The sequence below is a fragment of the Streptococcus sp. k-628 genome, from assembly GCF_013277475.1.
In the GTDB taxonomy this organism is placed as follows: Bacteria; Bacillota; Bacilli; order Lactobacillales; family Streptococcaceae; genus Streptococcus.
The window spans coordinates 1-22,173 of sequence record NZ_VMMZ01000005.1 but is presented as its reverse complement, the minus strand read 5'-3'; the positions used below and the strand labels follow the sequence as shown (position 1 = coordinate 22,173).

Here is a 22,173-nt window from a genome sequence, read left to right as displayed (position 1 = left end):
AGGAAGCTAGCCGCAGGTTGCTCAAAGCACAGCTTTGAGGTTGCAGATAAAGCTGACGTGGTTTGAAGAGATTTTCGAAGAGTATTACCTTTTCATAAGCTTTTTATCTATTCTTCCAGGCTTGGTAACGGGTATCAATCAATAACTGGGTAAGGCGTCCCATGGATTCCCTTTCTTCTGGAGTGAGGGATTGAGCTTGGACGAAGAGATGACGAATGTGTTCGATAGCCTTTAAGGAAGACAAGTCATTGATAGAAGTAATACCAGAATCAAGAATGGTGCCAAAGAAGAGGTCGAAGTAGAGCTGGAGTTCCTCGTCAGGGACTGTGGCCACCCATTCTTTGAAGGTTGTGTCAACTTGTTGACTATCACTATTAGTCTTATCTAGTTGAACGAAGTGTTTGTCCTCGATCTGCCAACTAAAGGTATCGTGCTGGGCGATACTACCTAAGGCAGTACTGTGCACGATGATTTGGTGGGCCGGAATTTCCAACATCATACCGATGATGGAACCTTGTGGAATGAAGACCTTAGTTTTATCCATTATCCTTTGACAGCCCTCGGTTTGTGTCAGTTTTTTATGGAGACCAGGAGAATCAAAGGTATAAACTGCTGTAATCTGATCTTGCAAGCTTTTCTCAATTTGACTAGCCGCATAGATGGCTAAATTTCCTCCCTTGGAATGTCCAGCCAGAATAACTTTTTGCTTAGGATGTTGGGCAAAAAAGTTCTTTAAATAGCGGAGGGCGTGCTTTTGAGCAGGAATTTCCTTCATATAGGTCAGGTGGAAATCTTCCTTCCAGCCAATGATGCTGTCATCTGTCCCACGAAAGACAATCAGATAGGTGTCGAGAGTGAGGCGGTAGGTCATAGCCGCAAATTGTTTTTGCAATTCAGGGTCGATGTCGTTGATAAAATGGGAGAGTTTGCAATTTTTAAAGCGTTTGTGTTGAGCCAATTCATCCAATAACTGGAGCCGATTTTTACTGGTCAACATGTTAGATTCTCTTGGAACCTGAGGTGCAAGGTCTAAAAGTCGCATAGGAGTTGTGGAGACCAAATTATCAAAGGAGAGGTAGGTGATTTCTGTTAAGGCTAGAATGTCTAACTCATTCAAAGGTAGGTCGTAAAAGGAATCGTGTGCGACATCTTTCAGATAATCAAAAATATTGGCCATAAGAGCTCCTTTCTTTTCTTTATCTTATCAAATTTCCCTCAAATTAGCTAGTAGGGTTGCCTCACTATGTTGGATAAAAACAAGCTATGTCAAATTCAGTTTCAGACCTTCTAGCATGGAAAAATCTGTTATAATAATAGAAAAGGAGGAGCGCATGCACAAGATTTTATTAGTAGAAGATGATCAGGTCATTCGTCAACAGGTCGGGAAAATGCTCTCTGAATGGGGATTTGAAGTGGTTCTGGTAGAAGACTTTATGGAAGTTTTGAGTCTATTTGTTCAATCGGAACCTCATCTGGTCCTCATGGATATTGGACTGCCTTTGTTTAATGGCTATCACTGGTGTCAGGAGATTCGCAAGATTTCCAAGGTACCTATCATGTTTCTGTCTTCGAGAGATCAGGCTATGGATATCGTCATGGCAATAAATATGGGGGCGGATGACTTTGTGACCAAGCCTTTTGACCAACAGGTTCTTTTAGCCAAGGTTCAGGGCTTGCTGCGCCGTTCCTATGAGTTTGGACGTGACGAGAGTTTGCTAGAATATGCTGGTGTTATCCTCAATACCAAATCAATGGACTTACATTATCAAGGGCAAGTCTTGAATTTGACCAAGAACGAATTCCAGATTTTACGCGTTTTGTTTGAGCATGCGGGCAATATTGTAGCGCGTGACGACCTGATGCGGGAACTTTGGAACAGTGACTTTTTCATTGATGACAATACCCTCTCTGTCAATGTGGCTCGTTTGCGTAAAAAATTGGAAGAGCAGGGCTTGGTAGGATTTATCGAGACCAAGAAAGGAATAGGGTACGGACTGAAGCATGCTTGATTGGAAACAATTTTTTCTGGCCTATCTGCGCTCCCGTAGTCGTCTGTTTGTCTATCTGATTTCTTTGACGTTTCTGCTCTTACTCTTTCAGTTTTTATTTGCCAGTTTGGGAATTTACTTTCTCTACTTTTTCCTGCTATGTTGCTTTGTAACCATCTTATTTTTCACTTGGGACATATTGGTGGAAATGCAGGTCTATCGTCAGGAAATTTTCTATGGGGAGAGAGAAGCCAAATCTCCATTGGAAATAGTTTTAGCAGAAAAATTAGAAGCGCGTGAGATGGAACTTTATCAGCAGAGGTCAGATTCAGAAAGAAAATTGACGGATTTGCTGGATTACTATACCTTGTGGGTTCATCAGATTAAGACCCCCATTGCAGCTAGTCAACTCTTAGTTGCAGAAGTAGCCGACCGCCAACTGAAGCAGCAATTAGAACAGGAAATTTTCAAGATTGACTCCTATACCAATCTAGTCTTACAGTACCTGCGTTTAGAAAGTTTCCATGATGATTTGGTCTTAAAGCAGGTTCAAATCGAGGACTTGGTCAAGGAAATAATTCGTAAATATGCTCTTTTCTTTATTCAAAAAGGACTAAATGTCAATCTACATAACCTTGATAAAGAAATCGTGACGGATAAGAAGTGGCTACTAGTGGTTATTGAGCAAATCATCTCAAACAGTCTCAAGTACACCAAGGAAGGTGGTCTGGAGATTTATATGGACGGGCAAGAGCTTTGTATCAAGGATACGGGAATCGGGATAAAAAACAGTGATGTCCTCCGAGTATTTGAACGTGGCTTTTCAGGATACAATGGCCGTTTGACCCAACAGTCCTCTGGACTTGGTCTCTACCTATCTAAGAAAATTTCTGAAGAATTGGGGCACCAGATTCGTATCGAGTCTGAGGTTGGAGAAGGAACGATAGTGCGGATTCGGTTTGCTCAAGTGAACCTAGTCCTTGAGTGAGAAGAGACGAAAAAGCCTCCGGACTGGAGGCTTTTGTGCTAGGCTCTTATTTCTCAACGCGTGATTTGTTGGCGATATCAGCTAGGATAGCTTGAACAAAATCATCTACTGAGACAGTTTGTGTTTCTTTTTGGCCGTAGCGACGAACGTTGACTGTTCCGTCTTCCATCTCCTTGTCTCCAACAATCAATTGGTAAGGAATCTTGCTGGTTTGTGAAGCACGAATCTTGAACTGCATTTTTTCATTGCGCTCATCGACATCAGCACGGACACCACGGTCACGGAGCTTCTTAGCTACTTCCCAAGCGTAGTCCACGTGTTTCTCGTTAGATACTGGGATGAGGGTTACTTGGTGAGGTGCTAGCCATGTTGGGAAGGCACCCTTGTAGTTCTCAATCAAGATAGCTGTAAAGCGTTCCATAGTTGAGATAACTCCACGGTGGATCATAACTGGACGGTGCTCTTCGCCATCAGCTCCGATGTATTTAAGGTCGAAACGTTCTGGAAGCAAGAAGTCAAGTTGGATAGTAGAAAGAGTTTCTTCTTTTCCAAGAGCGGTCTTAACTTGAATATCCAATTTTGGTCCGTAGAAGGCTGCTTCACCTTCGGCTTCAAAGTAGTCCACACCCATTTCATCAAGAGCTGCACGAAGCATAGTTTGTGCATTTTCCCACATCTCATCGTTATCAAAGTACTTGTGAGTATCTTGAGGGTCACGAAGAGAGAGGCGGAAGCGGTATTCAGTCAAGTTGAAGTCTTCATAAACATCGATAATCAACTGAAGAGCACGCTGGAATTCTTCTTGGATTTGTTCTGGAGTAACGAAGAGGTGACCATCGTTGAGTGACATTTCACGTACACGTTGAAGACCAGTGAGGGCACCAGATTTTTCATAACGGTGCATCATACCGATTTCAGCGATACGGATTGGCAACTCACGGTATGAGTGAACATGATGTTTGAAGACTTGGATGTGGTGCGGGCAGTTCATTGGACGAAGGACAAATTCTTCCCCGTCACCCATGTCCATAGTTGGGAACATGTCTTCTTGGTAATGATCCCAGTGACCAGAAGTCTTGTAAAGTTCAACAGAAGCAAGTGGTGGAGTGTAGACGTGTTGGTAGCCTGAAGCTAGCTCTTTGTCAACGATGTAGCGTTCCAATTCACGACGGATAGTCGCACCGTTTGGCAACCAGAATGGAAGCCCTTGACCAACCTCTTGAGAAATCATGAAGAGATCAAGCTCTTTACCAAGTTTGCGGTGGTCACGTTCCTTAGCTTCTTCACGCATTTGGAGGTAGTTTTTCAAGTCTTTCTTGTCAAACCAAGCTGTACCATAGATACGTTGCATCATAGCGTTGTCGCTATTTCCACGCCAGTAAGCACCTGCTACATGGAGAAGGTGGAAGATTTGGATGCGGCCTGTTGATGGGACGTGAGGGCCACGGCAAAGGTCTACATATTCACCCTGACGGTAGATGGTCAAACCACCTTCGTCTTCTGAGTGTTCTTCAATCAATTCCAACTTGTAAGGGTCATTTTTGAAGATTTCACGTGCCTCGTCTTTAGTCACTTCTTCACGGATTGATGGGAAGTTTTCTTTGACAATTTTTTGCATTTCTTCTTCGATACGAGGAAGGTCTTCGTTAGAGATTTGACCAGCTGTGTTGTCAGTATCGTAGTAGAAACCATCTTCGATGGCTGGACCAACTCCCAAGTGAATGTCTGGGAAAAGACGACGAGCTGCTTGGGCAAACAAGTGAGCGGCTGAGTGACGCAAGATTGGAAGGGCATCTTCGTGATCAGGTGTCACAATTTCAATGCTTCCATCTTCAGTGATAGCACGAGTAGTGTCGATGAGTTTGCCGTTGAATTTACCAGCCAAGGCTTTTTTAGCTAGGGAATTGCTGATAGATTGGGCAATTTCAAAAGTTGTAACGCCAGATTCGAATTCACGAACAGCGCCATCTGGGAAAGTGATGTTAATCATGATGTTCTCCTTTTTATTATTTCATAGTTTTTAAGCATTGACTTTTTTGCAGACTACTTCCTAGTCTTAATGTTCAATTGCTTTTCTTTATCAGAGAGGAAGTTTTCCATTTCCGTCAGAATGTCTATATCCAGACGTTGAGAAAGTTCTACTAGCCACCAGATATTTTCTGAAAGTTTTTGTTCCAGTGTGTAGGGTGTTTCATCATAGTAGCGTCCTTGCTTTGTCATCACCAATCGTTGGAAATTTCCAATATCATTAGACAAAGCCAAGAGGTCTTCTTCTACCGTCCACTTGGAATCATGATGCTTAACTTCCAGTTTGTGATAAGCTTGTCGGATTGCCCCACAGCGCTCCACTAATTCTTGCAACTCCATAGTTAGCCTCCTCATAAAAAATTGCGACATCCTCGAAAGGACGTCGCAACGTGGTTCCACCTTCATTTATGTACCTCAAAAGAGAGGGACACCTCTGATTGGCTCTAACGTGGCCACCGTTTTATGTTTTCATAAAAAACTCAAGAGTAGTATCAGTTTAGGCTCTCTATGCGTTTCCAGCAACCACGCACTCTCTAGTAGAAAGGGACTAAGTGACTTGTCTCTATGGATTATTATAGCATGATTGTGAGATTTTTCAAGGATTTTGTGAAAGTTTTTTGTTTTTCATTTTTGTAGAATATGATTGATGCCAATACCGGAAGCCATGCCCACCAGAGCCAAGGTTTCATAGATTAGCAAGTAAATCAGTATAAATTCACCAAAGGTTATGATAGTAAAGCAAAAGAGCAGTCCGTTACCAATTAACCACCAAAGTGAGAAACGGAATCGGTAGCTATAGAGTAGCGATACAATCAAGATTACCAGAGGTGTAAAGAAGAGAATATTATTTACGTAGAGACTCTTGAGCAAAAAGGGGTCAGAAATGATTAGTGATAACAACTCATAAAATGGCCAATAAAAGAAAAAGATGACCAGATAGTAGGGGAGATGGGAATAGAATCTACGCATGATAATCACCTCGTTTAAAAACAGACAACTTAGATTTCTTGTTATAATCATTATAGCATGTTTAAAACAAGAAAGTAAATCTGTTGACAAAGAAGTTAGTTATTGGTAGAATAGGGATTGTCGTAAAGACAAATAACTTCTTCTTGGTTACAGGCATGCCAACCTGTCACTCGGATGAAGCCAAATAAAAAGGAGAAACATCATGGCAATCTCAAAAGAGAAAAAAAATGAAATCATCGCACAATATGCACGTCACGAAGGTGATACAGGTTCAGTAGAGGTTCAAGTTGCTGTCCTTACTTGGGAAATCAACCACCTTAACGAACACATCAAACAACACAAAAAAGACCACGCTACTTACCGTGGATTGATGAAAAAAATCGGTCGCCGTCGTAACTTGCTTGCATACTTGCGTAAAAACGACGTTAACCGTTACCGTGAGTTAATCAACTCTCTAGGACTTCGTCGCTAATCTGCTTTATTTTCCACTTACATTGCGTTGTTACCTTACCTCGATATACTCAAGTATAATCTTCGGTTACGGTTCCTAGCACTGTAAGGTAAAATAAACCAGAATGATCTCCCTTCGGGGAGATTTTTTTGTTTCACTAAAAATTTTGTACAATCTTCGCCTCGTCGCCTAGTCTATAAACGATTTATCCAGCAAGAATTATGATGCTAAGGGCGTCAAAAATCCGTATGAAAATAGGGAAAGGACACAGTGTTCGATGAACACAAGGAGTTTCATCTTTTTCACTAGGATTTTAGCCCGGGCTCAAATCAGCTCTCTGATTTTCAGAGGGCTCTTTTATTGAGGTTTTATCGGTCACAATTTTGGAGACTACAAAAACCTCAAATGGTATCAGCTAATTACACCATAAAGGTGCGTAGCTACTCGGTTTGAAAAGCCGAGTAGCTGTCTGCAAGCCCCCTCGGAGAGCCCACACTTTACGAAGTAAAGTATAGTATGTTATACTTTACATGGAAGTAGTCACCGAATTCCAGTTAGAAATTACTTTGTAACTACGTTTTGAGGAGGAGTAAAATGCTTTCCTATGTTCGACATTACCCACTAGCGATAGCTAAATTAATGTGTCTGTGCTCTCCTAAAATCTGCTGATTTATTACTGACCAATACAGGAGGTTTTTTATGGGACAGACAATCATATCTGCTATTGGTGTTTATATTTCCACCAGTATCGATTATTTAATTATTTTATTTATTTTATTTGCACAGCTATCACAGAATAAACAAAAATGGCATATTTATGCAGGGCAATATCTAGGCACAGGCTTACTTGTAGGGGCGAGTTTAGTTGCTGCTTATGTCGTTAATTTCGTGCCTGAAGAATGGATGGTTGGATTGCTTGGTTTAATCCCTATCTATTTAGGGATTCGCTTTGCAATTGTTGGAGAAGGTGAGGAAGAAGAGGAAGAAATTATTGAAAGATTAGAACAAAGCAAGGCAAATCAACTGTTTTGGACAGTTACATTGCTGACAATTGCGTCTGGCGGAGATAATTTAGGTATCTATATACCTTATTTTGCTTCGTTAGATTGGTCACAGACCCTCGTGGCCTTGCTTGTGTTTGTAATCGGCATAATTATCTTATGCGAGATTAGTCGGGTGTTATCCTCTATTCCGTTAATATTCGAGACAATTGAAAAATACGAGCGAATCATTTTGCCCTTAGTATTCATTCTACTTGGACTATACATCATGTATGAAAATGGCACGATAGAGACTTTTCTGACCGTGTAGATTTTTTTGTTTCACTAGGATTTTAGCCCTCTGAAAATCAGCTCTCTGATTTTCAGAGGGCTTTTTCATTGAGTATAAATGGACAATCTTAAAGTTACTCTATTGTAGAGTGTCTTTTGATTTGATTGGAAGATTCTTATAAATATAGTAAAATGAAATAAGAACAGGACAAATCGATCAGGACAGTCAAATCGATTTCTAAAAATGTTTTAGAAGTAGAGGTGTACTATTCTAGTTTCAATCTACTATATAAATGAAAACCTTAGCTGTTTGGCCAAGGTTCATTTCTTCTATGCAAGTTTTTCTCTCTTTTTATCTGGATTCCAGATGAAGCTTGCGATAAAGCTAAAGATGATGGTTAGGATAGCGAGGATAATGGCAAGGATGAGAGCAGGGATGCGGATAAACCACCAGAGTGGATTGGGTTTTTTATTATTGTGCCATTGTTTCGTTTCTTCGTCCAAACGTTGAAATTCTGCTTGGATGCGATTGGCGACTGTTTCAATGCCTTCATCATTCATTTTCTTGATATCTGAGATATCGATTGGATTTCCAAAGTTCATATCGACACGCTCACGGCTAACCAAGCCCTTCAAAGTCATGGGACCTGTGTAGGTAACCGGCATGATACGGACTTTGGCCATTTTGGCAATCAGAGCTACGCCCCCCTTGACATCGTTTGAGTGACGGCTTCCACTTGGAAACATGATGAGAGAGCGATCACTTTTTTTAAGAACATTGATAGGGTATTTGATGGCAGAAGCGCTAGGGTTTTCACGGTCGATAGGAAAGGCGCCACACATACGAATCCACCAACCAAAGATGCGGTTGGCAAAGAGTTCTTTTTTTGCCATAAAGATAAACTGTTTTGGCTTGGTCGCAAAGGCCATGTAAACAGGATCCCACCAGGTACGGTGAGGGGCAACCAGAATATAATTTTCATCTTGATTAGGAATTTTATCAGTATTATGATAGTGGGCATTGCCATTGATGGACCATAGGAGCAATACAACCAATCCACGTAAATAAGTATAAAACATGCGATCTCCTTCGATTGTTTTCTTGTTATTATTATACCTTATCAAAGGAGGGCTGGCAAACTTTTCCCTTGACTAGGTGCATATTTGGGATGAGATTAGAATTCTTTTAGAAAAAATGATATGATAGAATTTATGGATAAAAATAAGATTATGGGATTAACCCAAAAAGAAGTCGAGGAAAGACAGGCAAAGGGCTTGGTCAATGATTTTACTGCTTCGGCCAGTACCAGCACTTGGCAAATCATCAAACGAAATGTCTTTACCCTTTTTAACGCTTTGAACTTTGCCATTGCTTTGGCACTAGCCTTTGTGCAGGCTTGGAGCAATTTGGTCTTCTTTGCTGTGATCTGTTTTAATGCTTTTTCAGGGATTGTGACGGAGCTACGAGCCAAACACATGGTGGACAAGCTCAATCTCATGACCAAGGAAAAGGTCAAGACTATTCGTGATGGCCAGGAAGTGGCTCTGAATCCTGAAGAATTGGTGCTGGGAGATGTCATTCGTCTGTCTGCTGGAGAGCAGATTCCCAGTGATGCCTTGGTTTTGGAAGGCTTTACGGAGGTCAATGAAGCCATGTTGACGGGGGAAAGTGATTTGGTGCAAAAGGAAGTGGATGCCTTGCTTTTGTCAGGGAGTTTCTTGGCTAGTGGGTCAGTTTTAGCTCAAGTTCACCATGTTGGATCTGATAACTATGCTGCCAAACTCATGCTGGAAGCTAAGACCGTTAAACCAATCAACTCTCGTATCATGAAATCACTGGACAAGTTGGCTGGTTTTACTGGGAAGATTATCATTCCTTTTGGTCTGGCTCTCTTGCTAGAAGCCTTGCTTTTAAAAGGCTTGCCCCTCAAGTCGTCCGTTGTAAATTCGTCGACAGCTCTTTTGGGCATGTTGCCCAAGGGAATTGCCCTTTTGACTATTACTTCTTTGTTGACTGCGGTGATTAAGCTGGGCTTGAAAAAAGTCTTGGTGCAGGAGATGTACTCTGTTGAGACCTTGGCGCGCGTGGATATGCTCTGTTTGGATAAGACGGGCACCATCACCCAAGGAAAGATGCAGGTAGAGGCTGTTCTTCCTCTGACGGAAACTTATGGTGAAGAGACTATTGCCAGCATTTTGGCCAGCTACATAGCTCACAGTGAGGATAAAAATCCAACAGCTCAAGCTATTCGAAAGCGTTTCCAAGATCAAGTAGCCTATCCTATGATTTCCAATCTTCCCTTCTCCAGCGACCGCAAGTGGGGAGCAATGGAATTGGAAGGTTTGGGAACAGTTTTCTTAGGTGCACCTGAGATGTTGCTGGCTTCTGAGGCCCCAGAAGCCAGAGAGGCCTTGGAGAGAGGTTCACGTGTCTTGGTCTTAGCTCTCAGTCAGGAAAAACTGGACCATCACAAGCCACAGAAACCATCTGATATTCAGGCTCTAGCCTTGCTGGAAATCTTGGACCCGATTCGAGAGGGAGCAGCAGAGACGCTGGACTATCTCCGTTCTCAGGAAGTGGGCCTCAAGATTATCTCTGGTGACAATCCAGTTACGGTATCCAGCATTGCCCAGAAGGCTGGTTTTGCGGACTACCACAGCTATGTAGATTGCTCTAAAATTACGGATGAGGAATTGGTTGCTATGGCGGAGGAGACTGCGATTTTCGGACGTGTTTCCCCTCATCAAAAGAAACTCATCATCCAAACACTGAAAAAAGCGGGGCATACAACAGCTATGACAGGGGATGGAGTTAATGATATCCTGGCCCTTCGTGAGGCGGATTGTTCTATCGTGATGGCTGAGGGAGATCCTGCGACTCGTCAGATTGCCAATCTGGTTCTCTTGAACTCTGACTTTAATGATGTTCCTGAGATTCTTTTTGAAGGTCGTCGTGTGGTCAATAACATTGCCCACATCGCCCCAATCTTCTTGATAAAGACCATCTATTCCTTCCTGTTGGCAATAATCTGTATCGCCAGTGCTCTCCTAGGGCGGTCTGAGTGGATCTTGATTTTCCCCTTCATTCCAATCCAGATTACCATGATTGACCAGTTCGTGGAAGGTTTCCCACCATTCGTTCTAACTTTTGAGCGAAATATCAAACCTGTTGAGCCAAATTTCCTCAGAAGATCCATGCTTCGTGCTCTACCAAGCGCTCTCATGATTGTGTTCAGCGTTCTTTTTGTGAAAATATTTGGAAGTAGCCAAAGTTGGTCTGAGTTAGAAATCTCAACTCTACTCTATTATCTCTTGGGGTCAATTGGTTTCTTATCCGTATTTAGAGCCTGCATGCCATTTACCCTCTGGCGTGTCCTCTTGATTGTTTGGTCAGTAGGAGGCTTCCTAGCCACAGCTCTCTTCCCAAGAATTCAAAAATTGCTTGAAATTTCGACACTTACAGGACAAACATTACCTGTTTATGGTGTCATGATGTTGGTCTTTATCGTGATTTTCATCCTGACTAGTCGTTATCAAGCTAGAAAATAAAGAAAGGCTGCAATCTGTGGATTGCGGTCTTTTTAGGTGCAGGAGTGCTGGCTGAAATGTGGTATAATAAGAGATAATAGAGTTTTGGAAAGTGAGAGAAAATGATTTCAAAGAGATTAGAATTAGTGGCTTCCTTTGTGCCACAGGGAGCTATTTTACTAGATGTAGGGAGTGACCATGCTTATCTGCCTATCGAGTTGGTTGAGAGAGGCCAAATCAAAAGTGCCATTGCAGGTGAGGTGGTGGAAGGTCCCTATCAGTCTGCGGTCAAAAATGTTGAGGCTCACGGCCTAAAGGAGAAAATCCAGGTTCGTTTAGCCAATGGCTTGGCAGCTTTTGAAGAGACTGACCAAGTGTCGGTCATCACCATTGCTGGCATGGGAGGTCGTTTGATTGCTAGGATTTTAGAAGAAGGCTTGGACAAGCTGGCTAATGTAGAACGTTTGATTCTCCAGCCCAATAATCGTGAAGACGACTTGCGTATTTGGCTGCAAGACCACGGTTTTCAGATTGTGGCAGAAAGTATTCTAGAAGAAGCTGGCAAGTTTTACGAGATTTTGGTGGTGGAAGCAGGACAAATGAATCTATCAGCTAGTGATGTTCGCTTTGGTCCCTTCTTGTCCAAAGAGGTCAGTCCAGTCTTTGTCCAAAAATGGCAAAAAGAAGCTGTTAAGCTAGAGTTTGCTCTCGGACAAATCCCAGAAAAAAATCTGGAAGGACGTCAAGTTCTAGCAGATAAGATTCAAGCCATCAAGGAGGTTCTCCATGCTAGCAAGTGAAGTAATCAGAGCTTATGAAGCCTTTTGCCCTCAGGAATTTTCCATGGAGGGAGACAGTCGAGGTCTGCAAATTGGCACTTTAGACAAGGATATCCAAAGGGTCATGGTGGCTCTGGATATTCGTGAAGAAACGGTGGCTGAAGCCATTGAAAAGGGTGTGGATTTGATTATCGTCAAGCACGCACCGATTTTCCGTCCCATCAAGGATTTGGTAGCTAGCCGTCCACAAAATCAGATTTACATTGATCTCATCAAGCATGACATCGCAGTTTATGTCAGCCATACCAATATTGACATCGTTGAAAATGGTCTCAATGATTGGTTCTGTCAGATGCTAGGTATCGAGGAGACGACTTACCTACAGGAGACAGGTCCAGAACGTGGAATTGGTCGTATAGGAAATGTTCAGCCTCAGACATTTGGGGAATTGGCCCAACATGTCAAGCAAGTCTTTGGTCTAGATAGCCTTCGATTGGTGCATTATCAAGAGAGCGATTTGCAGAGGCCTATTTCAAGAGTGGCTATCTGCGGTGGTAGCGGGCAGTCTTTCTATAAGGATGCTTTAGCTAAGGGAGCTGATGTTTATATCACTGGTGACATCTACTACCATACTGCTCAGGATATGCTGTCTGATGGTTTGTTGGCATTGGATCCAGGTCACTATATCGAAGTGCTGTTTGTGGAAAAAATCGCAGCACTCCTTAGTCAATGGAAAGAGGAAAAAGACTGGGAACTAGAGATTTTGCCTAGTAAAGCATCGACCAATCCTTTCCACCATATCTAGTTAGAAAGTGAAAACAATGAAAAAAGTTGCCATTATCGGAGCAGGAATTGTGGGAGCAACAGCAGCCTACTACCTCTCGAAAGAAAGTGACCTAGAGGTGACCGTTTTTGATCATGGACAGGGTCAGGCAACCAAGGCTGCAGCAGGAATTATCAGCCCTTGGTTTTCCAAACGCCGCAATAAGGCCTGGTACAAGATGGCACGCTTGGGAGCAGATTTTTATGTGGATTTATTAGCTGATTTAGAGAAGTCAGGGCAAGAAATCGACTTTTACCAGCGTTCGGGAGTCTTTCTCCTGAAAAAGGATGAAACTAAGTTGGAAGAATTTTATCAACTAGCCCTCCAGCGTAGAGAAGAATCTCCCTTGATAGGGCAATTAGCCATTCTGGACCAAGCATCAGCAAATGAATTATTCCCTGGCTTGCAGGGATTTGACCGCCTGCTCTATGCTTCTGGTGGAGCGAGAGTAGATGGCCAACTTTTAGTGACTCGTTTGTTGGAAGTCAGTCATGTCAAGCTGGTCAAAGAAAAAGTGAGTCTGACACCTTTAGCATCAGGTTACCAGATTGGCGAAGAGGTGTTTGATCAGGTTATTTTGGCGACGGGAGCTTGGTTGGGGGACATGTTAGAACCCTTGGGTTATGCTGTGGATGTTCGTCCCCAAAAAGGACAACTCCGAGATTATCAACTTGCCCAAGACATGGAAGCTTACCCTGTTGTTATGCCAGAAGGGGAGTGGGATTTGATTCCTTTTTCTGGTGGGAAATTGTCCTTAGGTGCTACTCATGAAAATGACATGGAATTTGATTTGACGATAGATGAAACCTTACTCCAACAAATGGAGGAGGCAGCATTGCCTCACTATCCAGCCTTGGCTAAAGCGACTTCAAGAACTGAGCGTGTGGGAATTCGTGCCTATACCAGTGATTTCTCTCCTTTCTTTGGAGAGGTTCCAGAATTGTCAGGTGTCTATGCAGCCAGTGGACTAGGTTCATCAGGCCTCACAACGGGTCCTATCATTGGCTACCATCTAGCTCAACTGATCCAAGACAAGGAGTTGACTCTGGACCCTGAAAACTACCCAATTGAAAACTATGTCAAACGAGTAAAAAGCGAATAAGAATTTTACTGAAATTTTAGCCTCTCCTCTAGGATGGCAAATGACATTCCCTATCAAAAATGGTAAAATAAGAAAAAATCCGAGAATCGAGGAAAAAAGATGCAAGAAAAGATTTTGGTAACGGGTGGAGCAGGTTTTATCGGAACCCACACTGTTATTGAGTTAATCCAAGCAGGTCATCAGGTTGTTGTGGTGGATAACCTTGTCAACAGCAGCCGTAAAAGTTTAGAAGTTGTTGAGAAAATTACAGAAGTTGAAGTGCCGTTCTATGAGGCAGATATCCGTGATACAGATACTCTTCGTGACATTTTCAAACAAGAAGAACCAACAGGGGTCATTCACTTTGCTGGTTTGAAGGCTGTTGGAGAATCTACCCGTATCCCTCTTGCCTATTATGACAACAATATCGCTGGAACTGTCAGTCTTCTAAAAGCCATGGAAGAAAACAACTGTAAAAACATCATTTTCAGTTCTTCTGCGACAGTTTACGGTGATCCGCACACAGTACCCATCTTGGAAGATTTCCCACTTTCAGTGACCAACCCATATGGCCGCACCAAGCTTATGCTAGAGGAAATTTTGACGGATATCTACAAGGCAGACTCAGAATGGAATGTGGTCTTGCTTCGTTACTTCAACCCAATCGGAGCCCATGAGAGTGGAGATTTGGGAGAAAATCCAAATGGTATTCCAAACAATCTCTTGCCATATGTGACTCAAGTAGCCGTTGGAAAATTAGAGCAAGTGCAAGTATTTGGAGACGATTACGATACCGAAGATGGAACTGGTGTTCGTGACTATATCCACGTTGTCGATTTGGCCAAAGGTCACGTTGCAGCTCTGAAAAAAATCCAAAAAGGCTCAGGTCTAAACGTTTATAACCTTGGAACAGGGAAAGGCTACTCAGTTCTTGAAATTATCCAAAATATGGAAAAAGCAGTGGGACGTCCAATTCCTTACCGCATTGTAGACCGTCGCCCAGGTGATATTGCAGCATGCTATTCAGATCCTGCAAAAGCCAAAGCAGAACTGGACTGGGAAGCAGAACTCGACATCACCCAAATGTGTGAAGACGCATGGCGTTGGCAAAGCAAGCATCCAAATGGATTTGAAGACTAAGATGGTGATGTCAATCATTGTCCCCTGTTTAAACGAAGAGGAAGTACTTCCTCTTTTTTATCAGGCTTTGGAAGCTTTACTTCCAGATTTGGAAACAGAAATCGAGTATGTCTTTGTCGACGATGGCTCAAGTGATGGGACTTTGGAACTCTTAAAGACCTATCGGGAACAAAATCCGGCAGTGCATTATATTTCTTTCTCACGAAATTTTGGCAAAGAAGCAGCCCTCTATGCAGGCTTGCAATATGCGACAGGAGATCTGGTGGTGGTAATGGATGCAGACCTCCAGGATCCTCCTAGTATGTTGCTTGAGATGAAAAACTTACTAGACCAAAATGAAGATTTGGACTGCGTAGGAACACGGAGAACCAGTCGGGAGGGAGAACCAGTTTTACGTAGTCTCTGCGCTAATCTCTTTTATCGCCTTATGAAAAAAATCAGCCCAGTAGCCCTACCGTCAGGTGTCCGTGATTTTCGCATGATGAGACGGTCTGTGGTCGATGCCATTTTATCCTTGACCGAGTCTAATCGTTTTTCAAAGGGACTCTTTGCTTGGGTCGGCTTTAAAACCCACTATCTGGACTATCCAAATGTTGAAAGGCAGGCTGGTAAGACCAGTTGGAGTTTTAGGAAACTCTTTTTCTACTCTATTGAAGGGATTGTTAATTTTTCAGATTTTCCCTTGATTATCGCCTTTGTGGCTGGTCTCCTATCTTGTTTTATTTCTCTACTGATGACCTTTTTTGTTGTGGTTCGAACCCTCATTTTGGGCAATCCGACATCAGGTTGGACCTCTCTGATGGCTGTTATTCTCTTCCTTGGAGGCATTCAACTCTTGACCATTGGGATTCTCGGCAAGTACATCAGTAAAATTTATTTAGAGACTAAAAAAAGACCACTTTATCTTATCAAAGAAAAAAGTGACCTTCCTGATTTTACAGAAAAAAATAAAGTGAAAAGACTATAATTTTACATGGAAATGTGCTAAACTAGAGGGAGTGGATTATCGCCATTGATTTAGGCTTCCTGATTGCTAATCAGGGCGCGAGTTGGGCAATTTTTAACAGCCTCTAAGACGTCCTGACTAGGAGAAATTTCTTTTTCTAGTTGGTCAGGGTCATCGTAAAAACGCACGATTCCATTATCGTGGTAATCAAATAAATCAGAATAAGTTTGGCAAAGTCCACAGGCGATGCATCGTTCAGGTATAAGTGTGATTTTCATGTTCATATTTATATTGTAATAAGAAAAGTAAAAAAAACAAGGAGTAGGGTATGGAAAAAGAACCGTGGCAAGAAGATATTTATGATCAAGAAGAATCAAGAGCAGAGCGTCGGCATCGAAACCACGGAGGGGCTGATAGGATGGCTAATCGTATTTTGACGATCCTAGCTAGTATTTTCTTTGTAATTGTGGTGGTGATGGTCATCGTTCTCATCTATCTATCATCGGGGGGGAGTAATCGCACAGCAGCCTTAAAAGACTTTCATGATTCTGATGCAAGTGTAGCACAAGTCTCATCTTCAAGCAGTTCCCAGCCTGAGCAAAGTTCAGAGCCAGAATCTACTTCTAGTAGTTCAGAAGAAGCTACTAATCCTGAAGGAACGATTAAAGTTCTCGCAGGAGAAGGGGAAGCAGCTATTGCCGCTCGTGCAGGAATCTCCATTGCTCAGTTAGAGGCCTTGAATCCTGGGCATATGGCTACAGGGTCTTGGTTTGCTAATCCAGGTGATGTTATAAAAATAAAATAGGAGCCGATATGAAAACAATTCAAATTGCTATTGACGGTCCTGCTTCAAGTGGTAAGAGTACGGTCGCAAAGATTATTGCCAAGGATTTTGGATACACCTACCTAGATACAGGTGCCATGTATCGTGCGGCAACCTATATGGCTCTCAAGAACCAGTTAGGAGTGGAAGAGATTGAGGAGCTTTTAGCCTTATTGGACCAGCATCCAATCAGTTTTGGACGCTCAGAAACTGGAGAACAGCTTGTCTTTGTAGGAGATGTGGATATTACCCATCCTATCCGTGAAAATGAAGTGACCAATCATGTTTCTGCTATTGCAGCAATTCCTCAAGTACGTGAGAAACTAGTTTCTCTCCAACAAGAGATTGCCCAGCAAGGTGGGATTGTCATGGACGGTCGCGATATTGGGACTGTTGTATTGCCACAAGCAGAATTGAAAATTTTCCTAGTAGCTTCTGTTGATGAGAGAGCAGAGCGCCGTTACAAGGAAAATATTGCCAAGGGAATTGAAACAGACCTCGAAACCCTAAAAGAGGAAATTGCTGCGCGTGACTACAAGGATAGTCATCGTGAGACTTCTCCTCTTAAACAAGCAGAGGACGCTGTCTACCTTGATACAACTGGTTTGAACATTCAAGAAGTAGTTGAAAAAATCAAAGCAGAAGCTGAAAAAAGAATGTAAATGTAGAAAAGCCGATAGATGGATATCGGTTTTTTCTAAATTTGTCAAAATGTTGATTTTAGGGTATAATAGTTGCTGTTCGAGAAATTTTGATTTTCAAAGAATAGTGAATGATGATAAGGAGAAACCATGAACAACCTACCAAATTGCCCAAAATGTAACTCAGAGTATGTCTACGAAGATGGTGCCCTACTGGTTTGCCCAGAGTGTGCTTATGAGTGGAATCCTGCTGAAGTTGCAGAAGAAGAAGAGGGCCTTGTCGCTATCGATGCCAACGGGAATAAATTGGCTGATGGTGATACAGTAACTCTCATCAAGGACTTGAAAGTAAAAGGTGCGCCAAAAGATTTGAAACAAGGGACGCGCGTGAAAAATATCCGCATCGTAGAAGGCGACCACAATATCGACTGTAAGATTGATGGCTTCGGTGCCATGAAACTTAAATCAGAGTTTGTGAAGAAGATTTAAGTATGTCAAAGCACTATAAACTTGTATTTTATAGCCGTATCTTCTTGTTTCTAGCGGCTTTTACGGGAGTTTATCTTGAAATTACCAAGCATGGTGGATTTGGGATGTTGCTCTATTACACGGTTCTGTCCAACCTCTTGGTAACTATTTTTACCCTTTATCTTCTAAAGGTGATGAGCCGTGTAGGTGAAAACTGGCAAAGACCAAGTCTCTTGCGCTTAAAAGGTGGGGTCACCATGAGTATCATGATTACCTGTGTGATTTACCATTTCCTCTTAGCGCCTATTGCGACTAATTTCTATACTCTAGAAAATTTCCTTTGCCACTATATCGTTCCCCTCTGGTTTTTAGCAGATACCCTCTTTTTTGACAAACAGGGTCAATACAAGATTTGGGATCCAATTGTGTGGACCATTTTACCCTTGCTGTATATGATGTTTGCTCTTTTTAATGGCTTGGTTCTAAAACTCAATATTCCAAATGCCAAGGATAATCCTTTCCCTTACTTCTTTTTGAATGTGAACAAGGGTTGGGATGTCGTGTTCAAGTGGTGTCTGATTATCTTTGTTGCCTATATGGTGGCAGGATTTATCTTCTACTTTATCAAGCAAATCAAGAGAAAGTCATCCTAATACTCTTCGAAAATCTCTTCAAACCACGTCAGTTTCGCCTTGCCGTACTCAAGTACAGCCTGCGGCTAGCTTCCTAGTTTGCTCTTTGATTTTCATTGAGTATAAGACACAAGGGATTCATTTTCGAGTTTAAGAAGGAGTCTATACACTAAAGAGGCTTCTTCTTTTCTTGCTTGTTTGCTAACTATCAAAAGAGACAGAAGATTAAGAGAAATATAGAAAGAGATTTCATGAAACAATTTTTAGAACGGGCCAGTATTTTGGCTCTCTCCCTCGTTTTGATTACATCCTTTTCCATCTCGAGTGCCCTGCCAGCCATGTTTGACTATTATCAAGGTTATCCTAAGGAACAAATTGAACTCTTGGTGAGCTTGCCTTCCTTTGGAATCATGATGATGTTATTACTAAATGGTTTTTTAGAAAAAATATTCCCTGAGCGCTTACAAATTAGTTTGGGCTTGCTGATTTTATCACTGAGCGGAACGGCTCCTTTCTGGTATCAAGCCTATCCCTTTGTCTTGGGAACACGGATTCTTTTTGGTTTGGGTCTTGGGATGATCAATGCCAAGGCTATTTCTATTATCAGTGAACGCTATCAAGGAAAAACGCGAATTCAGATGCTAGGGCTACGCGGTTCTGCAGAGGTCGTTGGGGCATCTCTCATTACCTTGGCAGTAGGCCAGTTGTTGGCCTTTGGTTGGACAGCTACTTTCTTAGCCTATAGTGCTGGATTTTTGGTGCTGACCCTCTATCTGCTCTTTGTCCCTTATGGAAAGGAAAAGAAAGAAGTCAAGAAAAAAGCGAAGGATGCAAGTCGTTTAACTCGAGAAATGAAAGGTTTGATTTTTATCCTAGCTATTGAAGCAGCGGTTGTAGTTTGTACCAATACGGCTATTACCATCCGTATTCCAAGTTTGATGGTGGAAAGAGGACTTGGAGATGCTCAGTTATCTAGTTTTGTTCTTAGTGTCATGCAGTTAATCGGGATTGTGGCTGGTGTGAGTTTTTCTTTCTTGATTTCTATCTTTAAAGAGAAACTGCTCCTCTGGTCTGGTATTACCTTCGGTTTAGGGCAAATTGTGATTGCTCTGGCTCCATCCTTGTGGGTGGTAGTAGCAGGAAGCATTCTGGCTGGTTTTGCCTACAGTGTAGCCTTGACGACAGTTTTTCAACTTGTCTCTGAACGAATTCCAGCTAAACTCCTCAATCAAGCAACTTCATTTGCTGTATTAGGCTGTAGTTTTGGAGCCTTTACGACCCCATTTGTTCTAGGTGCAATTGGCTTACTAACTCACAATGGCATGCTAGTCTTTACCATCTTAGGAGGTTGGTTGATTGTAACCTCTATCTTTGTCATGTACTTACTTCAAAAGAGAGCTTAGGATTGGTTTCCTAAGTTTTACTTTTTGGAAATTTTGTACCCATACAATTATAAATTTTCTAGCTTGTTACGAGACTAATTTCTTGATAAAATAGAAGTTATGACGAGATACAAAGCAACTATTTCCTATGATGGTTATGCCTTTGCTGGTTTTCAGCGCCAGCCTCATGCGCGTAGCGTTCAGGAAGAAATTGAAAAAACCTTGACCAGGTTAAATAAAGGGCAAGCCATTACTGTTCACGGTGCTGGTAGGACAGATAGTGGGGTTCATGCCCTGGGACAGGTGCTTCATTTTGACCTGCCTTATCAAATGGATGAGGAGAAGCTCCGTTTTGCTCTAGACACTCAGTCCCCTGAAGATATTGATGTGATTTCGATTGAGCTTGTGGCGGATGATTTTCATTGCCGTTATGCAAAGCACAGTAAGACCTATGAGTTTATCGTGGATAGGGGACGTCCCAAGAATCCTATGCGCCGTCACTATGCCACTCACTTTCCCTATCCACTCGATGTGGAACGCATGCAGATTGCAATCAAAAAGCTAGAGGGAACCCACGATTTCACTGGTTTTACAGCATCTGGGAGCAGCGTAGAAGATAAGGTTCGCACCATCACAGAAGCTAGTCTTGGGGTTGATGAGACAGGCCAGTTTTTGACTTTTACCTTTTCAGGAAATGGTTTCTTGTATAAGCAGATTCGCAATATGGTGGGGACTCTGCTCAAAATCGGCAATAACCGCATGCCAGTAGAGCAGATTGACCTCATCTTGGAGAAAAAGGACAGGCAGCTTGCAGGTCCCACTGCAGCACCAAATGGTTTGTATTTAAAGGAGATTCGTTATGAAGAATAATCGTATTTTAGCACTTTCTGGGAATGATATTTTTAGTGGTGGTGGTTTGTCAGCTGACTTGGCTACCTATACCTTGAACGGCTTGCATGGCTTTGTAGCAGTGACTTGTTTGACAGCCTTGACAGAAAAAGGATTTGAAGTCTTTCCAACTGACGATACCATTTTTCAATATGAATTGGATAGCTTGCGTGATGTGGAGTTTGGGGGGATTAAGATTGGTCTTCTCCCTACTGTCAGTGTGGCTGAGAAGGCTTTGGACTTTATTAAACAACGCCCAGGAGTACCTGTGGTGCTGGATCCTGTCTTGGTCTGCAAGGAAACGCATGATGTAGCTGTAAGTGAACTTTGCCAAGAGTTGATTCGCTTTTTCCCTTATGTCAGTGTGATTACGCCTAATCTTCCTGAAGCAGAATTACTAGCAGATCAAGAGATTAAAACTCTTGAAGATATGAAAACTGCAGCACAGAAATTGCATGAATTAGGAGCGCCAGCAGTTATTATCAAGGGAGGCAATCGCCTTAGTCAGGACAAGGCTGTAGATGTCTTTTATGATGGACAAACCTTTACAGTGTTGGAAAATCCTGTTATCCAAGGGCAAAATGCTGGTGCAGGTTGTACCTTTGCTTCTAGCATTGCCAGTCATCTAGTCAAAGGTGATGAACTTTTACCAGCAGTAGAAAGCTCTAAGGCTTTCGTTTATCGTGCTATTGCACAAGCAGATCAGTATGGAGTGAGACAATATGAAGCAAACCAAAACAACTAAAATCGCCCTTGTATCCCTATTAACCGCCCTCTCTGTGGTTCTAGGCTATTTCTTAAAAATTCCAACACCGACAGGCATTCTAACTCTTTTAGATGCGGGTGTCTTCTTTACGGCCTTCTACTTTGGTAGTCGTGAAGGGGCTGTAGTCGGAGGACTGGCAGGTTTCTTGATTGACCTCTTATCAGGCTATCCTCAGTGGATGTTCTTTAGCTTGGTCAACCATGGCTTGCAGGGATTTTTCGCAGGATTTAAAGGAAAAACTCAGTGGTTAGGCCTTATCTTAGCAACGATTGCCATGGTAGGGGGGTACGCCTTGGGTTCTACATTGATGAATGGCTGGGCTGCAGCCCTACCAGAAATCCTACCAAATTTCATGCAAAATATGGTAGGGATGATTGTAGGATTTATCCTTAGTCAAAGTATCAAGAAGATTAAGTAAAGAATCTGGATAAAAGTCTTAAAAATCAGAAAAACGCATAGTATCAGGTGTTGAAACCTTGATAGTATGCGTTTTATTGTGGGAAGATTTTATACTCTTCGAAAATCTCTTCAAACCGCGTCAACGTCGCCTTGCCGTAGATATGGTTACTGACTTCGTCAGT

24 protein-coding genes are annotated in these 22,173 nt (G+C 42.3%); 18 read left to right on the top strand and 6 right to left on the bottom strand.

Features of this window, described 5'->3' with window-relative positions; all coding sequences use genetic code 11:
• Positions 1 to 103: 103 nt before the first annotated feature.
• Complete coding sequence (locus HT730_RS00820; RefSeq protein WP_173306510.1) at positions 104 to 1,177, bottom strand: DUF2974 domain-containing protein; 1,074 nt, start codon at positions 1,175 to 1,177, stop codon at positions 104 to 106.
• 154 nt (positions 1,178 to 1,331) lie between these two features.
• Here HT730_RS00820 and HT730_RS00815 point away from each other — a divergent pair, with 154 nt between their 5' ends.
• Complete coding sequence (locus tag HT730_RS00815; RefSeq protein ID WP_000548991.1) at positions 1,332 to 2,009, top strand: response regulator transcription factor; 678 nt, start codon at positions 1,332 to 1,334, stop codon at positions 2,007 to 2,009.
• Positions 2,002 to 2,976, top strand: coding sequence for a sensor histidine kinase (locus HT730_RS00810; protein WP_173306509.1), 975 nt, complete (start codon positions 2,002 to 2,004; stop codon positions 2,974 to 2,976). The genes HT730_RS00815 and HT730_RS00810 overlap by 8 nt, the downstream gene beginning before the upstream one ends.
• A gap of 46 nt (positions 2,977 to 3,022) precedes the next feature.
• On the opposite strand, the gene thrS is transcribed toward HT730_RS00810, so the two are convergent.
• The 3 genes from thrS to HT730_RS00795 form a co-directional block, all read right to left on the bottom strand.
• Positions 3,023 to 4,966, bottom strand: a complete 1,944-nt coding sequence (thrS, locus tag HT730_RS00805; protein WP_000608345.1) for a threonine--tRNA ligase — start codon at positions 4,964 to 4,966, stop codon at positions 3,023 to 3,025.
• Between the two features lie 53 nt (positions 4,967 to 5,019).
• On the bottom strand, positions 5,020 to 5,343 hold the full coding sequence (locus HT730_RS00800) for a hypothetical protein (protein ID WP_000422772.1): 324 nt from the start codon (positions 5,341 to 5,343) through the stop codon (positions 5,020 to 5,022).
• Positions 5,344 to 5,628: 285 nt separating this feature from the next.
• Complete coding sequence (locus HT730_RS00795; RefSeq protein WP_173306508.1) at positions 5,629 to 5,973, bottom strand: hypothetical protein; 345 nt, start codon at positions 5,971 to 5,973, stop codon at positions 5,629 to 5,631.
• 202 nt (positions 5,974 to 6,175) lie between these two features.
• Between HT730_RS00795 and rpsO the strand changes: the two genes are divergently transcribed.
• Complete coding sequence (gene rpsO / locus HT730_RS00790; protein ID WP_001018251.1) at positions 6,176 to 6,445, top strand: 30S ribosomal protein S15; 270 nt, start codon at positions 6,176 to 6,178, stop codon at positions 6,443 to 6,445.
• Positions 6,446 to 7,123: 678 nt separating this feature from the next.
• Positions 7,124 to 7,735 (top strand): CadD family cadmium resistance transporter, encoded by a 612-nt coding sequence (locus HT730_RS00785; protein ID WP_173306507.1) that lies wholly within the window; start codon positions 7,124 to 7,126, stop codon positions 7,733 to 7,735.
• A gap of 290 nt (positions 7,736 to 8,025) precedes the next feature.
• On the opposite strand, the gene HT730_RS00780 is transcribed toward HT730_RS00785, so the two are convergent.
• Positions 8,026 to 8,775 carry a 1-acyl-sn-glycerol-3-phosphate acyltransferase gene (locus tag HT730_RS00780; protein ID WP_173306506.1) on the bottom strand — a complete coding sequence of 250 codons (750 nt, stop codon included), beginning with the start codon at positions 8,773 to 8,775 and terminating at the stop codon, positions 8,026 to 8,028.
• Between the two features lie 132 nt (positions 8,776 to 8,907).
• Here HT730_RS00780 and HT730_RS00775 point away from each other — a divergent pair, with 132 nt between their 5' ends.
• From HT730_RS00775 to HT730_RS00750, 6 genes are all read left to right on the top strand, one after another.
• Positions 8,908 to 11,244: a cation-translocating P-type ATPase gene (locus tag HT730_RS00775; RefSeq protein ID WP_173306511.1), complete on the top strand. Its 2,337-nt coding sequence runs from the start codon at positions 8,908 to 8,910 to the stop codon at positions 11,242 to 11,244.
• 101 nt (positions 11,245 to 11,345) lie between these two features.
• A complete protein-coding gene (locus HT730_RS00770) occupies positions 11,346 to 12,023 on the top strand; it encodes a tRNA (adenine(22)-N(1))-methyltransferase TrmK (RefSeq protein ID WP_173306505.1) in 678 nt (225 codons plus the stop codon).
• Positions 12,010 to 12,807: a Nif3-like dinuclear metal center hexameric protein gene (locus HT730_RS00765; protein ID WP_173306504.1), complete on the top strand. Its 798-nt coding sequence runs from the start codon at positions 12,010 to 12,012 to the stop codon at positions 12,805 to 12,807. Before HT730_RS00770 ends, HT730_RS00765 begins: the two co-directional genes overlap by 14 nt.
• 16 nt (positions 12,808 to 12,823) lie before the next feature.
• Positions 12,824 to 13,927, top strand: coding sequence for an FAD-binding oxidoreductase (locus HT730_RS00760; RefSeq protein WP_173306503.1), 1,104 nt, complete (start codon positions 12,824 to 12,826; stop codon positions 13,925 to 13,927).
• A 99-nt stretch (positions 13,928 to 14,026) separates the two neighbouring features.
• Positions 14,027 to 15,046, top strand: a complete 1,020-nt coding sequence (gene galE, locus HT730_RS00755) for a UDP-glucose 4-epimerase GalE (protein WP_173306502.1) — start codon at positions 14,027 to 14,029, stop codon at positions 15,044 to 15,046.
• A 1-nt stretch (position 15,047) separates the two neighbouring features.
• Entirely contained in the window at positions 15,048 to 16,013 is a 966-nt protein-coding gene (locus tag HT730_RS00750; RefSeq protein WP_173306501.1) for a glycosyltransferase family 2 protein, read from the top strand.
• 50 nt (positions 16,014 to 16,063) lie between these two features.
• Here HT730_RS00750 and HT730_RS00745 read toward each other — a convergent pair whose 3' ends face one another.
• On the bottom strand, positions 16,064 to 16,270 hold the full coding sequence (locus HT730_RS00745; RefSeq protein ID WP_173218573.1) for a ferredoxin: 207 nt from the start codon (positions 16,268 to 16,270) through the stop codon (positions 16,064 to 16,066).
• Between the two features lie 50 nt (positions 16,271 to 16,320).
• On the opposite strand from HT730_RS00745, the gene HT730_RS00740 reads away from it, so the two are divergent.
• The 8 genes from HT730_RS00740 (at position 16,321) to HT730_RS00705 (ending at position 22,010) form a co-directional block, all read left to right on the top strand.
• Entirely contained in the window at positions 16,321 to 16,797 is a 477-nt protein-coding gene (locus HT730_RS00740) for an SAG1386/EF1546 family surface-associated protein (RefSeq protein WP_173283486.1), read from the top strand.
• Between the two features lie 8 nt (positions 16,798 to 16,805).
• On the top strand, positions 16,806 to 17,477 hold the full coding sequence (cmk, locus tag HT730_RS00735; protein WP_000849398.1) for a (d)CMP kinase: 672 nt from the start codon (positions 16,806 to 16,808) through the stop codon (positions 17,475 to 17,477).
• 129 nt (positions 17,478 to 17,606) lie between these two features.
• On the top strand, positions 17,607 to 17,945 hold the full coding sequence (locus HT730_RS00730) for a zinc ribbon domain-containing protein YjdM (RefSeq protein ID WP_173306500.1): 339 nt from the start codon (positions 17,607 to 17,609) through the stop codon (positions 17,943 to 17,945).
• A 2-nt stretch (positions 17,946 to 17,947) separates the two neighbouring features.
• On the top strand, positions 17,948 to 18,577 hold the full coding sequence (locus tag HT730_RS00725) for a Pr6Pr family membrane protein (RefSeq protein WP_173306499.1): 630 nt from the start codon (positions 17,948 to 17,950) through the stop codon (positions 18,575 to 18,577).
• 230 nt (positions 18,578 to 18,807) lie between these two features.
• Positions 18,808 to 19,959, top strand: a complete 1,152-nt coding sequence (locus HT730_RS00720; RefSeq protein WP_173306498.1) for an MFS transporter — start codon at positions 18,808 to 18,810, stop codon at positions 19,957 to 19,959.
• 99 nt (positions 19,960 to 20,058) lie between these two features.
• Positions 20,059 to 20,808 (top strand): tRNA pseudouridine(38-40) synthase TruA, encoded by a 750-nt coding sequence (gene truA / locus HT730_RS00715; protein WP_173306497.1) that lies wholly within the window; start codon positions 20,059 to 20,061, stop codon positions 20,806 to 20,808.
• Positions 20,798 to 21,571, top strand: coding sequence for a bifunctional hydroxymethylpyrimidine kinase/phosphomethylpyrimidine kinase (locus tag HT730_RS00710; protein WP_173306496.1), 774 nt, complete (start codon positions 20,798 to 20,800; stop codon positions 21,569 to 21,571). The genes truA and HT730_RS00710 overlap by 11 nt, the downstream gene beginning before the upstream one ends.
• Positions 21,549 to 22,010, top strand: a complete 462-nt coding sequence (locus HT730_RS00705; RefSeq protein WP_000814989.1) for an ECF transporter S component — start codon at positions 21,549 to 21,551, stop codon at positions 22,008 to 22,010. Before HT730_RS00710 ends, HT730_RS00705 begins: the two co-directional genes overlap by 23 nt.
• Positions 22,011 to 22,173 lie beyond the last annotated feature (163 nt).